The organism is Cupriavidus sp. SK-4, from assembly GCF_000611125.1.
In the GTDB taxonomy this organism is placed as follows: domain Bacteria; phylum Pseudomonadota; class Gammaproteobacteria; order Burkholderiales; family Burkholderiaceae; genus Cupriavidus; species Cupriavidus necator.
This window is the reverse complement of sequence record NZ_JFJW01000172.1, coordinates 20,547-39,297: the sequence shown is the minus strand read 5'-3', so window position 1 is coordinate 39,297 and position 18,751 is coordinate 20,547. Positions and strand designations below refer to the sequence as shown.

At 63.2% G+C, this 18,751-nt stretch carries 14 protein-coding genes and 1 pseudogene; 9 read left to right on the top strand and 6 right to left on the bottom strand.

The window, feature by feature from the left end:
• Window positions 1–198: 198 nt before the first annotated feature.
• The gene (gene cysK / locus CF68_RS32580) at window positions 199–1,116 is read left to right on the top strand and encodes a cysteine synthase A (RefSeq protein WP_035827201.1); all 918 of its coding nucleotides are present in this window, start codon (window positions 199–201) and stop codon (window positions 1,114–1,116) included.
• Window positions 1,117–1,358: 242 nt separating this feature from the next.
• Here the strand turns inward: cysK and CF68_RS37340 are convergent, their stop codons facing one another.
• Window positions 1,359–1,646 (bottom strand): hypothetical protein, encoded by a 288-nt coding sequence (locus CF68_RS37340; protein ID WP_152548593.1) that lies wholly within the window; start codon window positions 1,644–1,646, stop codon window positions 1,359–1,361.
• A gap of 192 nt (window positions 1,647–1,838) precedes the next feature.
• Here CF68_RS37340 and CF68_RS32570 point away from each other — a divergent pair.
• Window positions 1,839–2,220 (top strand): annotated as a pseudogene (locus CF68_RS32570) (SMC family ATPase); the annotation flags it as partial.
• Between the two features lie 1,409 nt (window positions 2,221–3,629).
• Here the strand turns inward: CF68_RS32570 and CF68_RS32565 are convergent.
• From CF68_RS32565 to CF68_RS32545, 5 genes are all read right to left on the bottom strand, one after another.
• Window positions 3,630–4,004 (bottom strand): helix-turn-helix domain-containing protein, encoded by a 375-nt coding sequence (locus CF68_RS32565; protein WP_035827197.1) that lies wholly within the window; start codon window positions 4,002–4,004, stop codon window positions 3,630–3,632.
• Window positions 4,005–4,298: 294 nt separating this feature from the next.
• Window positions 4,299–5,369 carry a glycosyltransferase family 2 protein gene (locus tag CF68_RS32560; RefSeq protein ID WP_051591799.1) on the bottom strand — a complete coding sequence of 357 codons (1,071 nt, stop codon included), beginning with the start codon at window positions 5,367–5,369 and terminating at the stop codon, window positions 4,299–4,301.
• Between the two features lie 5 nt (window positions 5,370–5,374).
• On the bottom strand, window positions 5,375–7,054 hold the full coding sequence (locus CF68_RS32555; RefSeq protein ID WP_152548592.1) for a DUF6311 domain-containing protein: 1,680 nt from the start codon (window positions 7,052–7,054) through the stop codon (window positions 5,375–5,377).
• Complete coding sequence (locus CF68_RS32550; RefSeq protein ID WP_035827193.1) at window positions 7,051–7,443, bottom strand: GtrA family protein; 393 nt, start codon at window positions 7,441–7,443, stop codon at window positions 7,051–7,053. Before CF68_RS32550 ends, CF68_RS32555 begins: the two co-directional genes overlap by 4 nt.
• A 353-nt stretch (window positions 7,444–7,796) precedes the next feature.
• Window positions 7,797–9,038: a glycosyltransferase family 1 protein gene (locus CF68_RS32545; protein WP_051591798.1), complete on the bottom strand. Its 1,242-nt coding sequence runs from the start codon at window positions 9,036–9,038 to the stop codon at window positions 7,797–7,799.
• A gap of 144 nt (window positions 9,039–9,182) precedes the next feature.
• On the opposite strand from CF68_RS32545, the gene CF68_RS32540 reads away from it, so the two are divergent.
• The 7 genes from CF68_RS32540 (at window position 9,183) to CF68_RS32510 (ending at window position 18,708) form a co-directional block, all read left to right on the top strand.
• The gene (locus CF68_RS32540) at window positions 9,183–10,337 is read left to right on the top strand and encodes a glycosyltransferase (protein ID WP_035827191.1); all 1,155 of its coding nucleotides are present in this window, start codon (window positions 9,183–9,185) and stop codon (window positions 10,335–10,337) included.
• A gap of 180 nt (window positions 10,338–10,517) precedes the next feature.
• A complete protein-coding gene (locus tag CF68_RS32535) occupies window positions 10,518–12,335 on the top strand; it encodes a type I secretion system permease/ATPase (RefSeq protein ID WP_051591797.1) in 1,818 nt (605 codons plus the stop codon).
• Between the two features lie 11 nt (window positions 12,336–12,346).
• A complete protein-coding gene (locus CF68_RS32530) occupies window positions 12,347–13,693 on the top strand; it encodes an HlyD family type I secretion periplasmic adaptor subunit (protein WP_035827188.1) in 1,347 nt (448 codons plus the stop codon).
• Window positions 13,690–15,129 carry a TolC family outer membrane protein gene (locus CF68_RS32525; RefSeq protein WP_084187579.1) on the top strand — a complete coding sequence of 480 codons (1,440 nt, stop codon included), beginning with the start codon at window positions 13,690–13,692 and terminating at the stop codon, window positions 15,127–15,129. The genes CF68_RS32530 and CF68_RS32525 overlap by 4 nt, the downstream gene beginning before the upstream one ends.
• Before the next feature lie 21 nt (window positions 15,130–15,150).
• Complete coding sequence (locus tag CF68_RS32520; RefSeq protein ID WP_035827186.1) at window positions 15,151–16,653, top strand: mannose-1-phosphate guanylyltransferase/mannose-6-phosphate isomerase; 1,503 nt, start codon at window positions 15,151–15,153, stop codon at window positions 16,651–16,653.
• 32 nt (window positions 16,654–16,685) lie between these two features.
• A complete protein-coding gene (locus CF68_RS32515) occupies window positions 16,686–17,438 on the top strand; it encodes an ABC transporter permease (protein WP_235205965.1) in 753 nt (250 codons plus the stop codon).
• A 1-nt stretch (window position 17,439) separates the two neighbouring features.
• The gene (locus CF68_RS32510) at window positions 17,440–18,708 is read left to right on the top strand and encodes an ABC transporter ATP-binding protein (protein WP_035827182.1); all 1,269 of its coding nucleotides are present in this window, start codon (window positions 17,440–17,442) and stop codon (window positions 18,706–18,708) included.
• Window positions 18,709–18,751 lie beyond the last annotated feature (43 nt).

The window sequence follows — 18,751 nt, the reverse complement described above, 5'->3', positions numbered from 1 at the left end:
CTTTGACGACCCGATGTCGCATCGGGCGGTTGTTGTTTATTTCTGATATGAAGACCATTTAAGGCAGGGGCGAGGGATTTCGGTCACTGGCCAGCATTCCGCCTGCACGGCGCTTTGCTCTAGAATCGTCCCGTCATTCGATCCTGCGATGCCAGCGCCGTACAGGCCTGGGGCATCGCGCCCGCCACGGAGAACACCATGAAGGTCCAGAACATCCTGCAGACGATCGGCAATACCCCGCATATCCGCATCAACCGCCTGTTCGGCAACGGCCACGAGGTCTGGGTCAAGTCAGAGCGCAGCAACCCCGGCGCCTCGATCAAGGACCGCATCGCGCTGTCGATGGTAGAAGACGCCGAACGCCGCGGCGTGCTCAAGCCGGGCGGCACCATCATCGAGCCGACCTCGGGCAATACCGGCATCGGCCTGGCCATGGTGGCCGCGGTCAAGGGCTACAAGCTGGTGCTGGTGATGCCCGACAGCATGTCGGTGGAACGCCGCCGCCTGATGCTGGCTTATGGCGCCACCTTTGACCTGACCCCGCGCGAGAAGGGCATGAAGGGCTCGATCGCGCGCGCCGAGGAACTGGTCGCAGCCACGCCGGACGCATGGATGCCGCAGCAGTTCGAGAACCCGGCCAATGTCGACGTGCACGCGCGCACCACCGCGCAGGAAATCCTGAATGACTTCCCCGAGGGGCTGGATGTGCTGATCACCGGTGTCGGCACCGGCGGCCACCTGACGGGCTGCGCCCGCGTGCTCAAGGACAAGTGGCCGCAGCTCAAGGTCTTTGGCGTCGAGCCGGTGGCTTCGCCGGTGATCTCCGGCGGCGCACCGGCGCCGCACCCGATCCAGGGCATCGGCGCGGGCTTTATCCCGAAGAACCTCGATACCTCGTTGCTCGACGGCGTGATCCAGGTCGATGCCGAGCCCGCGCGCGAGATGGCACGCCGCTGCGCGCGCGAGGAAGGCATCCTGGTAGGCATTTCGTCCGGCGCCACGCTGGCCGCGATCGCGCAGAAGCTGCCCGAGCTGCCGGCCAACGCGCGCGTGCTGGGCTTCAACTACGACACCGGCGAGCGCTACCTGACCGTCGAGGGGTTCCTGCCCGCCTAAGCAGACGCAGGCGCCCGGCCTTTGCAGCTCGGGCGCTCAGAACGCTTCATTGATCTGGAAGTAGACCCCGCGCGTGCGCCGCCCGAAGCCGGCATCGAGCCGCACATTGACGCGCGGCTTGAACTCGAAGCGGTAGCCGATGCCTAGCACTTTGTATGTCGGTCTGGACGGCGTGCGCGCAATCGCTGATCCCGAAGATGGCCGGTGAGGACATCAAGACAGGAGCTGCGCGGTGCACCGATTTACGGATGCCACGGCAGCAGATCGTGCATGGATTCGGGCAGAAGGGCGCGGGTCGTATGCAAACCTACCGTGCGCGTCGGGAAAGGCGAAAAATCGCCGATTTGCTGGGGGACGGAGCTTTCAGCCAGCGCGTCCTGAACGCAGCTGCGGAGCTCAGGATCCGACTCCAATCGTTTTGCTACCGCACTTAGCACACAGATAACGCTGTTGATGCGAGCTACCTGATTCAAAAGTCTCAACTCCATTGCCTTCAAGCGGTCTTCGATTTCGTCCTGTTCGAAGTTCATGGTTCGTTCTTGTCTTGAGGATTAAGAGATAGGCGTAAGCGTCCGTCTCTTCATATCAGTTCATCCGATATTGTCTCTGTGCGCCCCGTCACAGCCAGTGTTCATTTTTAGCCGAATCGGTACCCACGGTACCAATGCAGGGAGCCGATCCGTGCCATGCCTGGCGGGTGGCACGCCATGGCGGATGCGGGCACCATCGCGGTCCAGGCGCAGACGGAGTTGGCCAACGGCGAGAAGCGGGAGAGCTTTGCCATCGACGTGATCGATGCCGACAATGACAGCATGAAGGATTTCGCCGTGATGTCAGGTGAACAGAAGGTGTGGATCAACGAGTGTCTGACGCGTGGAATCGCCCTTTACCGAGCGCAGGATGCGCAGCAGCCGTTCATGACACTTTTCACCGACGAAGCGGATGGTCCGATCGATCCGGAGCGCGAGCGCCGCCTTCATGAAGATGAAGCGTGAAGTGCTGCGACTCGGCGGCCACGAACGAGAGTTCTTCATCTCGGAAACGCTGGATCTTGTCGACGAAGCTGGCGAAGTGATTGACGTCGTTGCCCTCGCGGCACAGTGACACCGCAATAGACTATTAGCCTTGCCCGCATCCCCGAAGGTGGAACGGGCTTCTGCATTTCCGACAATGGCTTCGAACGACCGTTCCTCAGTGAGAGGCGTGAGCGGCTTGTGGCCGGTCTGGTCGAGGACGCGCTAAATGCGGCGTGCCCGACCGTCCAGACGCGGCTGAAGCTTGACTATGGGAACCTCGCTGCCGATCTTCTGCTCTGGCGCGCTGAAATTCGCGTTTCAAGAAATGCCAACCGGCAGATCAACTGACCCACGCGAAATAGACCTCTGGATCTCAACAAGGTCGTCAGGGAACAGTATGCGGGCTGCATCGGTGGCAGCGGCAGCAGTTCTATACTGACGATGAAAGGCTATTGTGTATTTACCCGTGCAGCGCTCGAAGACCCATCCATTATCTTTTCGAAACACCATCGTTGTTGCTCTACGACCCTTGCATTCCATCATCTATTCTCGGCACCGATCTTGTAAGTATTTGTAATTGTAGGATGGCGCACGCAAGTTCGCGTCCCGCATTTGGGGGATAAGATTTTTAAAATATGAAGTCAATCACATATGATGATATATGCTTGTATATATTGTGCGATTTGCAGGATTTCGCGCTGGCGTTTATTTCTTTGGGGTGGTAGGCGCAATAAGGCGGTGGGCCGCCGACGGCTCGGTACTTTGAGGCAATTTTCTCGCTCGCCGTGGATAGAATTTTCCCGGCGCAGGACATACGAGGGCGGGCCGAAGTGATGGCCCGGCGCCACGACGTGCCGCGACCCGGCGATGCAACTGGAGGGACGATACCCACCAGGCACCACTGTCAACTTGCGAAAACGGATCGGATTTGCGTGGATGCGTCCATTCCCATCCGATCATCGGAAGAAGCCATCACGACATAGTCTGGGGGGCAGAGCGACCGAATGAGCAGTGTTGCCTAACTCCGGGGGAGTGGGGTGTTTTGGTGACTGGCGATGGTGTCCGACAGAGTAGCTGCGGTAGGAGCATAGAACGTATTCATGATCAACGTAAAGATCAATTGTCAGGCTGAATAAGATAGGAAAGTGACCCCCAAGTCCACAGTCGCTGTCGACCAGATGATTGGATCATCCGAGTTCCGATAGAGCCAAATATAAAAACCAGAACCGAAATAGAAGTGGGTGAGCGAAATGACCCCGAGAATCCCCGTTTCGGCAAGTGTCGAGGGGTTAATTATGCGCATTGAGGTGGACGATTGCTAAGGGCACGAGGCCTTTCTCAGCAAGATCACGTAGGCTCGTTTCAAGCCGTAAGCGGCTGCGACGCATAGGGGAAGGCCCTTGATTTGCATCCGGGTACTTCGTGAAGGGTTGCAATTCGTGGATTGCGAAGCGTCCGGAACAGGTTTGCGGCTGTGCCAGCAGCAATGAGCATGCGCTAATTGGAGCCGTGGTTTGTCATCAGCGCGTGTAGGGGGATATCCAGTTCCCTCGCAAGCCGGCGCAGCAGGTCCGGGGCGGGTCGGCGCCTGCCGGTCTCGATCATCGAAATATAGGCCCGCGAGACGCCAATGCGCATAGCCAGTTGCCGAATCGGCACGCCCCGAAACCGGCGCCATGCACGCAGTTCCGAACTGCCGGCCGAAATCGCGGCTTGGACGAGGAGCGGTGGGGAAAATGAGGCGGCATGACCCGCCACCTTTGATTCTTCGTCAAGTTGCCGCTTGACATAGCCCTGAATGTCTTCCCACGTTCCTTCCGGGACGAGAGCGAATCGCCGGCCGTCGTGCTCGATGAAATCTACGTCGTGCATGTTGTTGTATCGCCCTTAGATGGGGCAACCTCGCTGTGAAATAGCGGTCAATGCAAGGCTAATGTTCGAGTCCAGACTGTGTTGTGACCGGTGTCACAGCTACGGTGCAAGCCAATCTTTTTGAGGGATAGGCGAAACTCTGGGGCTCGCTGAGCCTGACGAGATAGGTTTGCACGGCAGCGAAAAGAAGCCGCTCACGCATACATTGGCAACCGTCAGTGAAAAAAAGCCAGGTGCGCCGGCGGCGCCCTGGCGGTAACGGAAAGTTGGCGGGGTCATCGCCAACGAAATCCACTATATGTGCTCGCGCCTGACGGTGTGGTGATCGGCATCACAATGCGCCACGGTAGCCGGTATGTGGGCGGGGGCGTCGGTCCACTGCTTTTGCGCTGCGTCATGGCGCGCAGTAGCGCCGGGAGCGGCGGTCTGGGCGCCGCGGTTGAACTCGCGCACGAGGAATGACGGGCGCTGCTTCTGGGCGTCGTAGACGCGTGCGAGGTAGACGGCGAGCACGCCCACGGCGAGCAATAACAGGCTGCTGAAGGCCGCCTGGGCGACGATGACTGTGGTAAAGCCGTCAAGCGCATGGCCCGACAGGTATCGCGTTACCGTCTGGGCGATCAACAGCAGGCTCAGCATGACTCCGACGAAACCGCCAACCGCCACAGCCTGTAGCGGAAACGAAGAAAAGGCCACCAGATTGCGCAACGAGTATCGTATCAGGCCGAACACCGACCAGGATGAACGCCCCGCCTGACGAGGTGCGACATCGAACGGAATGTCTACCTGTCGGAAGCCGACCCACGCGACCAGCCCGCGGAAAAAGCGGTCGCGTTCCGGGCAGCGCAGCAGTGCGTCGGCCACCTGACGATCCAGGAGCTTGTAGTCGCTGGCGCCCTCGAAGGCGAGCCCGGTTGCACGCTCGAACAGTTGATAGAACAGGCGCGAGGCTGCAGAGTAAGCGCGGCTTTCCTTGCCGCGACGTCGCTTTCGAGCATTGACGACATCCGCGCCCGCGCGCCAGGCACGCACCATTTGGGGAATCAGGGCGGGCGGATGCTGGAGATCTGCGTCGATGAACAGGAGGCCGGTGCCGCGCGCGTGGGCTAGTCCTGCTTCCAGGGCGGCTTCCTTGCCGAAGTTTCGCGAGAAGTGTATGGCACGCACGTACCCATGCCGCCGCGCCAGCTCGTCCGCGACGGTTGCCGTCTGGTCGCTCGAGCCGTCGTTCACGATCAGGATCTCGAAGCGGGCGACGATCTGGGCGATCTCATTGACGATGCACTGGAGCGCAGCCGGCAAGCTGGCCGCCTCGTTGAAGGCCGGGATGATGACGGAAAGCTCCGTCTGTTCGCTGACTTGCATCGGATTTACCTGTTTCTCGCACTGCAGAAGTGCAGACCATGCCGGGCCAGGCAGGCAGATTGCCATCCGCGCCGTGCAATATAGTCCGCGTCATATGGAGGGCCCAGTACCACGAGGACGCCTGGTTCAAGCGTCTGCTGCGAAAGCGCTGCCGCGGCGCGCCCGCAATCCATGTCCTGGCGTGCGCCGGAGAGACTGTTGATGGCAAGCCCGCCGCGGGCGGCTAGCAACTGCATCGCGAATCCGCCATCCAACGCGGCGCGATCGTCGGTGCAGCCTATTGGCGGTTGGGTCACGAGCTTGGCGTGGCTCGCTACCAGCGCGCCCACCAGTGCATCTGAGGACACCCGGTCCATTGGCTTCTCCGCGACCGCGACGGTCCGCAGCGCGGCGGTATCGAGCCACTGCAACGCAGCGACGGCCACCATCAGCAACGCCGCTGTGCGGGGGCGATAGCAGCGCGACAGGCCATACAGCACAAAGGCCGCAATCGCATAGCCCACCGGCCAAAAGAAGCGGCCTGATGCGCGGAAAGTGGCAGTTACACCATGCAGGGCCGTAGGCCAGTCATAGCGCAAGAGCCGATATTCGCCGACATAGACGCTGGTGGACAAGGCGTAAAGCGTCAGACCGGCGAGCAGGATGAGCAATGGCCATTGCCGTCTGATCGCGTCACGCAGTGGCGCCGCACTCCCTGTGCAGGCGGCAACTGCGATCAGTGCAAGGCCAACCATCAGGCCGAGGCCCAGGTAGTTGAATCCCTCCATCTGGCCGGGTGTGCCACGCGCGAAGTGCCCGCCACCCGGCAGCAAGCCGCCCTTTCCCATCGCGCCGAAAGGTGCGAGCAGGTTCATCGAATACACGTCGAAGCCTTCGCTGCCACGTACCAGCCCATTGCCAAGATAGCCGCCGGCGGCCATCGCCAGCCACAGCCCCCCCAACGTCATGGCTGTGGCGGCTATCACGCTGCGGCGAGCGCCGGCCTCCTGCGCGTGGACACAGCGCACCGCGCTTAGCACGAAGAACGGAAGGCTCATGGCCAGCAGGTAGGGATGGATCCCAAGGGCCAGCACCAGAACCGCTAGCCATGGCCAGTCCAGCGGCGCTCGCACCATGGAGCGCGCTGGGCGCAAGGCCAGCGCCAGGGCCAGCATGAGGACGAACTGCCCGCACAAGGCAAGGTGCCACACCCAATAGCGGAACAGGAATGCCGGCATGACCATAGCGATCGCCGTGCCGGCGGCGACGTGGACCGCGTGCCGCAAGCCCAGCCGGTCCAGCAGCAACGTCATCGCGCCGGCTTGCCCCAGCATGCACAGCCACAGCCAGGCCGGCGCAAGCTCGGGCGCCGAGCCACCGGCCCCATGCCAAAGCTTGCCGGCCAGCACAAAGAGCGGAATGCTGTCGGTAAAGATCACGCTGCGCAAGCCGTCGATGCCGGGTACGCGCATGGCAAACAGTGGCAGCCGCCAGCCATCGCGGTAGTAGTACCAGGCGCCGGCTTGCGCCTGCGCCTGATCCCCTTGAGGAAACTGCAAGGCGGGATCCAGGCCGAACATGACGGCGGGCGACAGGATGGCGGGTGCCAGGACAACCGCCAGCAAGAGCGCTAGGGAAAGACGATGGACGAGAGCCAGCTCCCCGGACAGCCCGTGGACGGCGGCGCGGTAGAAGGTGGCCTTCATGGCGTACCGGTATGGCCCGGCCGGCCAACGAAAAGCCAGCGCAGGACCACGAAGTTAAACGCTGCCATCACCGCTTCGGCGGCCAACTTGGCGATGAGTAGCCGCTCTCCGCTGAGCCACAACATGAGGGAAAGCACGACGGGTGAAAGCAGTACGCCGACCAACATCAATGCGCCATACCCGCCGCCCCGGGAAAGCAAGCCGCGTCGGCGCTTGCCGGCGTGCCGGAAGGCATAGCGCTGATGCGCGAAGAAGCCGATCAGCGCCCCAACGCCGCGGCTCACCGCCTGGGCTGCCGCCGGGGCCACGCTGGCGTATGTCAGCGACAGAAACAGCACGAGGTCGGCCAGGAACAGCGCGCCGCCGGTCAGCAGGTACGGGCCGAGCATTGCGAAGCTGGATCTCGTCCGCGCAGCTTCGCTACGTCGCTTTTGCCTCACGAGCATGCCGGGGCGGCGCCAAGATGTTCGCGTAACACGACCACTGGCGGGGCCGCCCCTTGCAGGAACCGCGAGCGCGCAGCCGCCTGAAGGCGGGCCAGGGCGTCATCGAGGCCCGCCGGTCGTCCACCGATGGAGCGGCGCGCATGCGAGCCGGCTTCGGCGGAAGCTGTGCACGGAATGCGGTATCCGTCCACTACGATGTCGAACTGAATGGCGTGCCTCATGGCCTTGCTGCCTGTATTGCGCATTGTCGAGACGGCAAGCGTAATGAGCCGCGGTATTCCATTCTGTGACACATATCACAATCCTTCGACGGCCGCTCCGTGCGCCGGCGAGCCGACCAGTTCACGATAGACGTCGAGCGTTTCGCGTGCACAACGCTGCCAGCTGAAATACTGCGCACGGCGAAGCGCGCGCTCGCCAATGGCTGCGCGCCATGGGGCGTCCTCGCATGCACGCAGCATGGCGTCACTGAAACCGTCGATGTCGTCTGGATCCAGCAGGATGCCGCCATCCGCGACAACCTCGGGAATCGCCGAGCGATTCGAGCAGATCGCGGGTACCCCGCACGCCATTGACTCGAGCGGCGGTAAGCCGAAGCCCTCATAGATCGACGGGTAGACCATTGCGCAGGCGCCGGCAACCAGGAATGGCAGGTCCGCGTCCGGCACATAGCCGAGCACCCGCACCTCGCCACGTGCCACTGCCTGAGCCATTTCGCGCTCGAGCTCGCTGGTCAGCCAGCCCTTGATGCCGGCGAGCACCAGTGGAACCTGTCGGCGTAGCGCGACGGGCAACTGTTGGTGCGCGCGAAGTGCCGTCGATAGTCGTTTGCGTGGCTCGATGGTGCCGAGGGCCAGCAGGTAGCGGTTGGCCAGCAGCCCATGGCGTGCCAGGACCGCGCGCAGCGCCTCAGGGGAGCGTGGAAGGAACGCCGGCGAGACACCGTTGTGCACCACGCGAATCTTGCCGGGGTCCACCTCGCAAAGGTCGAGGAGTTCGGTCCGGACGAAGTCCGACACGACGATGACACGATCCGCATGCCTAAGCGCGCGGGGAAAGTGCCGGCGCAGCAGGCTTACCCGCGCAGCGGGATGTGTCTCTGGGTAACGCAGCCACGACACGTCATGCGCCGTGAGCACCGTCGGCAACCCAACGTCGCCGAACGGCAGGAAATTGGTCTCGTGATACAGCGCCGCGTCATGCGGCAGGCCGATGCGAAAACGCCGAGCCCGCATGGTACGAGAGGCTACGCGCGCGAGCCAGGATCCTGAAAGCAGGTGGCGCGCTGTCGTACGCCAAACGGACAGCGGAACGGCGCCTGGCGGCGCATTGGTCGGGCCGGCGCCAGGTGCATCTGCCGTTACGACCTCGGCCCAGTGCGCACCGAGGAAGCAGTGCGGTGCCGCGCCCAGGGCGGCAAGCTCCTGCGCGAGGTGGCGCGTGTACTGCCCGATCCCCGTCAACGGGGCTGACAGCGAGACCGCGCCAAGCGCGACCCGCAGCGGCGCAGCCGGAATGGGTCGGTAGCGTTCTGGCATGGACGGCAACGATAACGAGGCAGAGGCCGGCATTCTGTGACCGGCATCACACTTTGACTTTGCACGCCACGAGAGACTCTGGCGCTAGCGCCCCGCCCGATCTGGAGGCGGGCCCACGGCGGCAGTTGCCGCGCACTGCACTCCATGAACATTCTCCACGTATTCAAGGTGTACTACCCGGATTCCTACGGTGGCATCGAGCAGGTCATCCGGCAACTAGCCCGCAAGCAGTCCGACGGGCTTACGCATGAAGTGTTCACGTTAAGCCCGCACGGGTCTGGCGGTCAAAGGGAGCTCGCCATCGATGGCGTACCGGTGACGCGCGCGCGAACGCACCTGTCCGCCGCGTCCACACCAATGTCGTTTAGTGCGCTGCGGACATTCCGGCGGGCCGTGACGCGTGCCGACGTAGTGCAGTACCACTTTCCGTGGCCCTTCGGCGATCTATTGCACTTTGCCGCAGGCGTTCGTGCGCCTTCGATCGTCACCTACCATTCAGACATCGTTCGCCAGCGCTTTCTGGTGCCCCTGTACGCCCCGCTGATGCACCGCTTCCTCGGAAGCATGCAGGCCATTGTCGCGACGTCGTCCAACTACTTGGAGACCAGCGATGTGTTGCGGCGCCATCGGTCCCGTGTGCAAACTATCCCGATCGGCCTTGATGCGTCAGAGTGCGTCGCCGATTCAAGGCTTGTGGCCAAGTGGCGCGCTCGCGTCGGCGAGGGTTTCTTCCTCTTTGTCGGCGTGATCCGCTACTACAAGGGACTGCATATCCTGATGCAGGCTTGCCGTGGCGCGGGATTTCGCGTGGTGATCGTCGGTACGGGGCCGCAGGAGGAGGCACTGAAGCGACAGGCCGCGGCGCTCAACCTGGACAACGTGACGTTCCTGGGCGCGCTGCCCGATGCTGACAAACACGCATTGCTGTCCCTGTGCCGCGGCGTGGTATTTCCCTCGCACCTGAGAGCCGAAGCGTTCGGCGTCACGCTGCTGGAAGGGGCAATGTTTGGAAAGCCGCTGGTTTCCTCAGAGATCGGTACCGGCAGCAGCTACGTCAATGTGCATGGGCACACGGGCCTTGTTGTGCCGCCCAGCGACCCGCAGGCGTTGCGCTCGGCGCTGGAGCGCCTGAATCAGGACGCCGCGCTTGCCGCGACGCTGGGCCGTAACGCCAGCGCGCGCTTTGCCGAGAAATTCAGTGCCAGCGTGATGCGCACCCGCTATCGCGCGCTCTATGAGTCGGTACTGCGCGACGGCGCCGTCATGACGCCGATAGCGAAGCCGATGCTGCCGCGGTAGGAGGTTGTCATGGCTGCCGAATCGTTGACACAGCGCACACATCTTTTGTGATGGGTGTCACATGTTCGAGCGGAATGCTCCGACAGAATGCGCTCCTGTTTGTGACTCGATGTCACAGCCCGTACGGCCTTGCCGATTGCCATTCATCGCAGTGCCTCGCATCGCATTCCGCATATTCATATGAAACAACAAGCGCTTCCACGCGGCGAGATCATGACCGCGCTTCTCGCCCACAAGAGCGCGTTGCGCAATATCGGTGTATTCAGCGCAGCGATCAACCTGCTGATGCTCGTGCCCTCGCTGTACATGCTGCAGGTCTACGATCGCGTGCTGCAGAGCCGCAGCGAGACCACACTGTGGATGCTTAGCGCGATCACGTTGGGCCTGTTCGCGCTGATCTCCGCGCTGGAGTACGTGCGCAGCCAGGTGGCCATCCACGTCGGCGCGCATCTGGATGCCCATCTTAATCGCCGCGTCTACACCGCGGCCTTCGAAACCAATCTTCGCCACGGCGGCTATGTGGCCGGCCAGGCGCTCAACGACCTGACCACGCTGCGCCAGTTCATTTCCGGATCCTCGGTGTTTGCTTTCTTCGATGCGCCATGGTTTCCACTCTATCTGGCGGTCATATTCATGTTTGACTTCCATCTTGGCCTGTTTGCGCTAGGTGGTGCCGTGCTGCTGATCACACTTGCGGTGATCAACGAGAGAATTTCACGCAAGCCGCTCGACGAGGCGAACCGTTTGTCGCTGCGCTCCGCCGACTCGGCCACCGTGACCTTGCGCAATGCCGAGGCAATTGAAGCGATGGGGATGCTGGTCCCCTTGCAGACACGCTGGCTACGCGTCCATGAAGCGTTCCTCGCCAAGCAGGGCGAGGCGAGCGAGAAGGCATCGATTGTCGGCGCATGGACGCGATTCTCTCGCATCTCGCTGCAATCCATGGTCTTGGGCGTAGGTGCCTTGCTGGTGCTGGACAACGAGATCACGGCCGGCATGATGATTGCGGCCTCGATCCTGATGGGCAAGACCCTGAGCCCGGTCGAAGGGGTGATCGGGGGATGGAAGCAGTGGAGCGCGGCAAAGTCAGCCTACCATCGCCTGCATGCGCTGCTCGAGGCAAATCCGATACGCCGCAGCGTGATGTCGTTGCCGCGCCCCAAGGGGCAGCTTACCGTGTCGCGGCTTGTCGCGGGCGCGCCCGGTGCGGCGCCGGTGTTGAAGAACGTCAACTTCGCACTGATGCCCGGCGAGGTACTGGGCGTGATCGGGCCGAGCGCCTCGGGCAAGTCCACGCTGGCACGGCTGCTGGTCGGGGTATGGCCCGCGCTGGCCGGAGATGTGCGGCTCGATGGTGCCGATGTCGGACAGTGGAACAAGGACGAGCTCGGGCCTTTCGTAGGGTACTTGCCGCAGGACATCGAGCTGTTTGCGGGGACTGTTGCAGAGAACATTGCGCGCTTCGGCGAGTTGGACTCCGAGGCGGTCGTGGAAGCAGCACGGCTCGCCGGCGTGCATGACATGGTGTTGAAGCTGCCCAATGGGTACAGCACCGAGCTTGGCGCGGATGGCGCTGGGTTGTCGGGCGGGCAGAAGCAGCGCATCGCCCTGGCACGGGCATTGTATGGCTCGCCATCGCTGATCGTGCTCGACGAGCCCAATTCCAATCTCGATGAGACCGGCGAGGCCGCTCTCGCCCGTGCCGTCGCGCAATGCCGGGAACGCGGTGCGACCGTGGTCATCATCAGCCATCGCAACAGCATCCTCGCCACGACGAACCGCCTGCTGGTGTTGCAGGACGGCACCTCGCTGGCCTTCGGGCCGACGCAGGAAGTGCTGCGCGCCATGCAACAACGTACGGTGCCCCAGTCGCCCAGCAAACCTGCGCCGGGCACGCGGGCGGCGCCCGCCACACCAGCTACGTCGGCAACACCACAGACCACGCCGGCACAAACGAGTCCCGTCGTGCTCGCGCAGCAAGCCGGCACCAATTCATGATTCGGAACATTATGTCGCGCAACGACGCATCGCCAGTATCGCCAACTCTTGCTGAGGGCCAGCCCTTCACCGGAGCGGGCCGTACCGCACGCCGCTATGGCCGTATCGGCTGGCTTGTCATAGCTGGTGGCCTTGGCGGATTCCTGCTGTGGGCCGCCCTGGCGCCGCTGGACAAGGGCGTGCCGGTATCGGGGACGATCATCGTCTCAGGCAATCGCAAGGCGATCCAGCACCCAAGCGGCGGCATTGTCGACAAGATCCTGGTGAGGGATGGCCACAAGGTCGACGCCGGCCAGGTGTTGGTGACAATGAACAATACGCAGGCTCGCTCCCAGGCGGACGCCACCCGCGCTCAACTGGTGACGACGCTGGCGGTCGAGGCGCGGCTGCTGGCCGAACGCGACGGCCTTGACGCGGTGGACTTCGGCGAGACCGAAAAAGCGGCGGCAACGGACCCGGCCGTCGCCGAAGTGATTGCCGTGCAACGCCAGCTGTTTACCTCCCGACGCCTTGCCTTGCAGAAGGAGCTCGGCACGATTGCCGAAAGCATCGCGGGCCTGCAATCGCAGCTCAATGGCCTGCGCGATGCCCGCCAAAGCAAGCAACAGCAACTTGCGGCCCTGCGCGAGCAGCTGCAGAACATGCGTGAGTTGGCCGGCGAAGGCTACGTGCCCCGCAACCGCCTGCTGGACACCGAACGCCTCTTTGCGCAGGTGAACGGCGAAATCTCGGCGGACCTGGGCACCATTGGCCGCACGCAAAGCCAACTCACCGAACTGCGCATACGCACCAGCCTGCGGCGCGATCAGGAACAGAAAGAGGTGCGCTCGCTGCTTAGCGACGCACAGCGCGACGTGCGGATGCTGCAAAGCCGGCTGCAAGCGCTCGACTTTGATCTGGCCAATACGCAGGTGCGCTCACCGGTGTCCGGCACGGTGGTGGGACTGGCCATTTTCACCGAGGGCGGCGTGGTGGCGCCGGGCGCCAAGCTAATGGATGTGGTGCCCGATGGCGAGCCGCTCGAGGTGGAGGCGCAGGTGCCAGTCAACCTGATCGACAAGGTTTATAGCGGGTTACCGGTGGAGCTGCTGTTCACGGCGTTCAACCAGAGCCGCACGCCCCGAATCCCCGCTTCGGTATCCGTGGTCTCCGCCGATCGATTGACCGAGGAACAAGGCACGCCGTATTACAAGGTCCGCGCGCAGGTTACATCCGAGGGCATGACCCGGCTCGCCGGACACCATGTTCGTGCCGGGATGCCGGTGGAGGTCTTCATCAAGACCGGCGAGCGCACCATGCTCAGCTACCTGTTCAAGCCTGTTACCGACCGCGCAAGAACTGCGCTGACGGAAGAATGATGCCGGATATTCGTGCAAGGGCCCGTGCCCGTGTGGCGCTCGCAGCCGTATTCCTCGCCTGCGCGTCGGGCACCGCCGCAGCCGAGCCCGGGCTGACGTTGCTGGACGCTTATCAACGGGCGCTCTCGCAGGACCCAAGGTATCGGGCCGCGATCGAAGAAGCCGCCGCTGGCGAGCAGTACCGCATCATCGGGCGCTCGTTCTTGCTGCCTCAGGTTCAGTTCTCCTATAACTGGGCGCGCAATCGCTCGGACATTACGCGCGACGCGGGCCCCTTCTTGGGCGAGCAGACCAAGACCGAGTTCTATCGCAGCTATACAGGCGCCGTGCAGCTGCGCCAGCCGCTGTTCAATTGGGACTATTGGTCTCGTTTCCGGCAAGGAGAAGCGCAGTCGCAGGCAAGCGCGGCGCTATTTGACAGCCGCCGGCAGGATCTGGCGCTGCGGGTGGCGACTGCCTTCACCGAGGTCCTGGAAGCCTATGATGCAATCGCGCTCGCCGAGGCGGAGCGCGACGCATTGCAGGAGCAACTTAAGCAAAACTGGCGCTTCTTCGACAAGGGCGAGGGAACCCGCACCGATATCGTCGAGACGCAGGCGCGGCTGGACCTGGCGGTGGCGCAAGTGATAGAGGCCAGGGACGGCCTGACGGCCGCGCGCAAGCGGTTGGATGCCATTCTTGGCGGGAATCCGTCGGGACAGGACTGGACCCCGGCTACCTTGCCGGACGGATTCCGAGCACGGGGCCCGGTGCCAGGCGATATCGGCTACTGGACCGATGCCGCAGTCGCCAGCAATCCGGAGTTGCAGTCGAGAGAGCACGGCGTCGAGGCGGCGCGGCAGGATATCGGCAGGGCGCGCGCCGGCCACCTGCCGAAGGTTGATCTGGTGGCGAGCTATGGTGCTAACAAGTCGGAAACCGTCAACACGCTGAACCTCAAGTACGACACCGCTTACGTCGGCTTGCAGGTTGCGTTGCCGCTCTACAGTGGCGGCGCCACCAGCGCCCAGGTTAGCCAGGCAGAGGCCAACTATCGCAAGGCGATGGCAGAGTTTGACGGACGCCGCACCGAGGTCATTGACGAGGTGCGCAAGCAGTTCGATCTGTCTGTCAGCAGTGTGGCGAAGGTCGGCGCCTACGAACAGGCGGAGCAGGCGGCAGGGGAGTTGCTGCGTGCGACGCGCCTCAGTATCGCGGCGGGCATGCGCGTGAACCTGGATCTGCTCAACGCACAGCGGCAGTTCCATACGGCCCGCCTGAATCTCGCCAGAGCCCGCTATACCAACGTCCTGACAGGGCTACGCCTACGATTCGCCGCGGGCCTGCTGACGGAGCAGGACGTGCGCGAGGCGAGTGCCCTGTTTTCGGGTAACGCTGTCAGCATGAAACCCACGCCGGCCGCAAGCAAGGCAACCCCGCGTCGTCAACCGCGATGAAGCATTTTGGAGAACCCAGACATGGACAACATTGACTCGACGGCGCTCGTTCCCGTGGTGATTTCAGGCGGGGCTGGAACCCGACTCTGGCCTGTCTCGCGCGAGACGTTCCCGAAGCCGATGATGACGCTGGCCGACGGCGAGAGCCTGCTGCTCAAGACCTTTAACCGCATCGCTGCCCTGCCCGGGGTGCGCGAGGTGGTGACGGTCATCAACCGGGACATCTATTTTCTGGCGCGTGACATCTTCGCGCGCAGCGACGCCAGTGCCCTGCCATGCAGCTTCCTGCTGGAGCCGGTGGGCCGCAACACTGCCGCGGCAATTTCTGCGGCGGCGAGTTGGGTCGCACGCCGGCACGGCGACGACGCGCTGATGCTTGTGCTACCGGCCGATCACCTGATCGAGCCGCTGGAGAGCTTCGTTGAGGCCGTAGCGGCCGCCAAGGCGGTAGCACGGCAAGGATGGCTGGCAACGTTCGGCGTGTCGCCTACCGCGCCGGAGACCGGCTACGGCTATATTCAGGCCGGGCCGCCGATCGCAGCCGCGGGCGATGTGGCGCACCTCGCACGCCGCTTCGTGGAAAAACCGCCACTGGAACTGGCGAAGACCTACCTGGCGAGCGGCGACTATCTTTGGAACTCCGGCATGTTCTGCTTTTCCGCTGCCGCCGTGACCGCGGAAATGCGGCGTCACGCCGCAGACATCGCCGACAATGCCGCGCGCAGCGTCTGGCAAGGGCGTGAGCTCATGGCTGCTGGCCAGCTTTCGCTTGAACTGGACCCGGCATCGTTCGAGGCGGTGCGCTCGCAATCCGTGGACTTTGCGCTGATGGAGCGCTCCGATCGCGTGGCGGTCGTGCGCAATGATATGCGCTGGAGCGACGTCGGCTCGTGGTCGAGCGTCAGCGCGCTGCTGCCACAGGACGGCGAGGGGAACAGCGTGACGGGGGAGGCCGTGCTGCACAACACCCGCCACTGCTACATCCGCAGCGACCGTCTTGTCGGCGCTGTTGGCGTGGACAACCTCATGATCGTCGATACAGAGGATGCGCTGCTGATCGCGCATCGCGAGCACGCGGAGGACGTGCGCCACATCGTTGCCGAGCTGCAGCGCAAGGGGCATGACGCGTATCGGCACCACCGCACGGTTCGGCGTCCCTGGGGAACCTATTCCGTGCTGGTGGAGGGTGAGCGTTTCAAGGTCAAGCGCATCGTGGTCGCGCCCGGGCAGTCCCTGTCGCTACAGTTACACGCGCATCGCTATGAACACTGGATCGTCGTGTGTGGCGAAGCGTTTGTCGAAAATGGCGCGCAGCACGCGCGTCTGCTCGCTAACCAGTCGACATATATCCCTGCGGGACAGAAGCACCGGCTGCACAACCCGGGTAGCGACGACCTGGTGCTGATTGAAGTGCAGTGCGGCAACTACCTCGGCGAGGATGACATCGTTCGTTTCGAGGACGACTATGGACGTGCGCAGGCGCCGGCGAGCTTGCCGGACGCAGTCTGCGTAGCAAAGGGGTAGGGACCATGCCAAGGCGCCAGGCGCTTTCAACGATGCTGCTGTTTGCGCGGCAGGAGCTGGTGGACCGGCACCGGGGCCAGCTGCTCGGCATGGCGTGGCTGATCATCCATCCGCTGTGCCTGATCCTTGTTTTCAGCACCGTGTTCTCTCACTTGATGCGCGCGAGGCTGGGGGCGAGCAGCAACCCGTACGCGTACACGGTGTACCTGATCGGCGGGATGCTGGCTTGGAATCTGTTCGCTAACACACTGGCCCGGCTGTCCACGGTCTACTCGGCCAAGGCACACCTGATTCGCAAGGTACCGGTAAGTCTGGGGCTGATGCCACTGCACGTCTTGGCGGTCGAGCTGGTCATCTACGGCATATCGATGGGACTCTTTGCCGCATACCTGCTTGTGATTGGCTTCCCCTTCACCATGGCGTGGCTAGCGTTGCCGACGGTGGTCGGCCTGCTTAGCGCCTTTGCGTACGGCATCGGCATTGTGCTCGGCATGCTCGAGGTTTTCTTGCCCGACGTACGCAATATTGTGGCGGTTGTGCTGCAGTTCGGCTTCTGGATGACGCCAGTCGTCTACCTCCCCGAAATTCTGCCATCTTGGGCGCGTGACCTTCTCCTGCTCAATCCGGTCTACTGGGCCGTCGAGGCTGTCCACGCCATCGTGCTCGGCGGCAGACTCCCCGCACCTGCACCGCTGCTCGGCCTCGCATTGCTGGCAACGGGTCTGTTGCTGGCTGCGCGCTGGATGAAGCGGCGCCTCGAACGCGAACTACGGGATTTGCTCTGACATGCCAGCCACGACATCGATCGCGACGCTACTAAGCCTCAGGGGCGTTGGCAAGGCGTTCCGGCTCTATGCGTCGCCGGCCGATCGCCTGAAGGAAGCGCTGCTTCGCCGTAGCTGCCATCGTGACCACCAGGCGCTCGATGGCATCAGCCTTGAGGTCAGGCCAGGCGATGCGGTCGGGGTGCTGGGGCGCAACGGCGCCGGCAAGTCCACGCTGCTCAAGCTGGTCACTGGCGTCCTCTTGCCGGACGCCGGCACGATCCGTCATGCGGGCCGCATCACCGGGCTGCTGGAGTTGGGTACCGGCTTCGACCCAAACCTGTCCGGTCGGGACAATATCGACGTCAACGCCAGGCTGTTGGGCATGGACACCCAGGAAGTGCGCAGCAAGCTCGACGCGATCATCGAATTCTCCGAGCTGGGCGCCTTCATCGACGCGCCGGTGCGCACCTATTCATCCGGCATGACGATGCGCCTTGGCTTTGCGATCGCCATTCATGCTGACCCCGACTGCTTTGTGGTCGACGAGGCGCTGTCGGTAGGCGATGCCCGCTTTCAGCAGAAATGCATCGCCAGAATCCGCGAGTACCGGGAGAACGGCGGCAGCATCCTGTTTGTCTCGCACGATGTCAATGCTGTCAAGCTCGTGTGCAATCGCGCTGTCGTGCTGGAGGCTGGCCGGATTCTGTTCGACGGCGCTCCGGACCAGGCAGTGAGTCGGTACTTCCGCCTGATTGCCGGGGTGCCATCGGGCATGCAAATGACAGCGCGCGACGGTGAGCGGGACTATGGGCGGATGCGTACGCGTATTGTTGGCGTAGCGCTGCATGATGAGGAGGGCCGGGAAACGCGCAAGTTCATCTGCGGTGAAACCGTCAGCCTGCAGCTCAACGTAGCGTCGGACGACGACGTGGAGTTGAACGTTGGCTTCCTGCTGCGCGACCGCTTCGGGCAAGACATCTTCGGCACCAATACCGGGCTGCTGGCTCGCCGCGTGCAGTTCCGTGCGGGAAGCTTGTCTGTATGCCGTTTCGATTTTCCCGTGCGGCTGGCGCCGGGCAATTACTCGGTCACGGTCGCGATCCACTCGGACCTGACGCACGTCCATAACTGTCAGCATTGGCTGGACAACGCGCTGGAACTTGAAGTCTCGGCCTTCGGCACGCGGGCGTTTGCCGGACTGTGCGAGCTGCCGGTCACGTTCACTGAGACGGCGTATGGCGTCGGCGCCAGCGCCGACACCGACAAGGAGATTCCCTTTGCTTCATGAGCCCTCTCATCCCGCGACACGTCAGACACAAGAGTCCGATGTG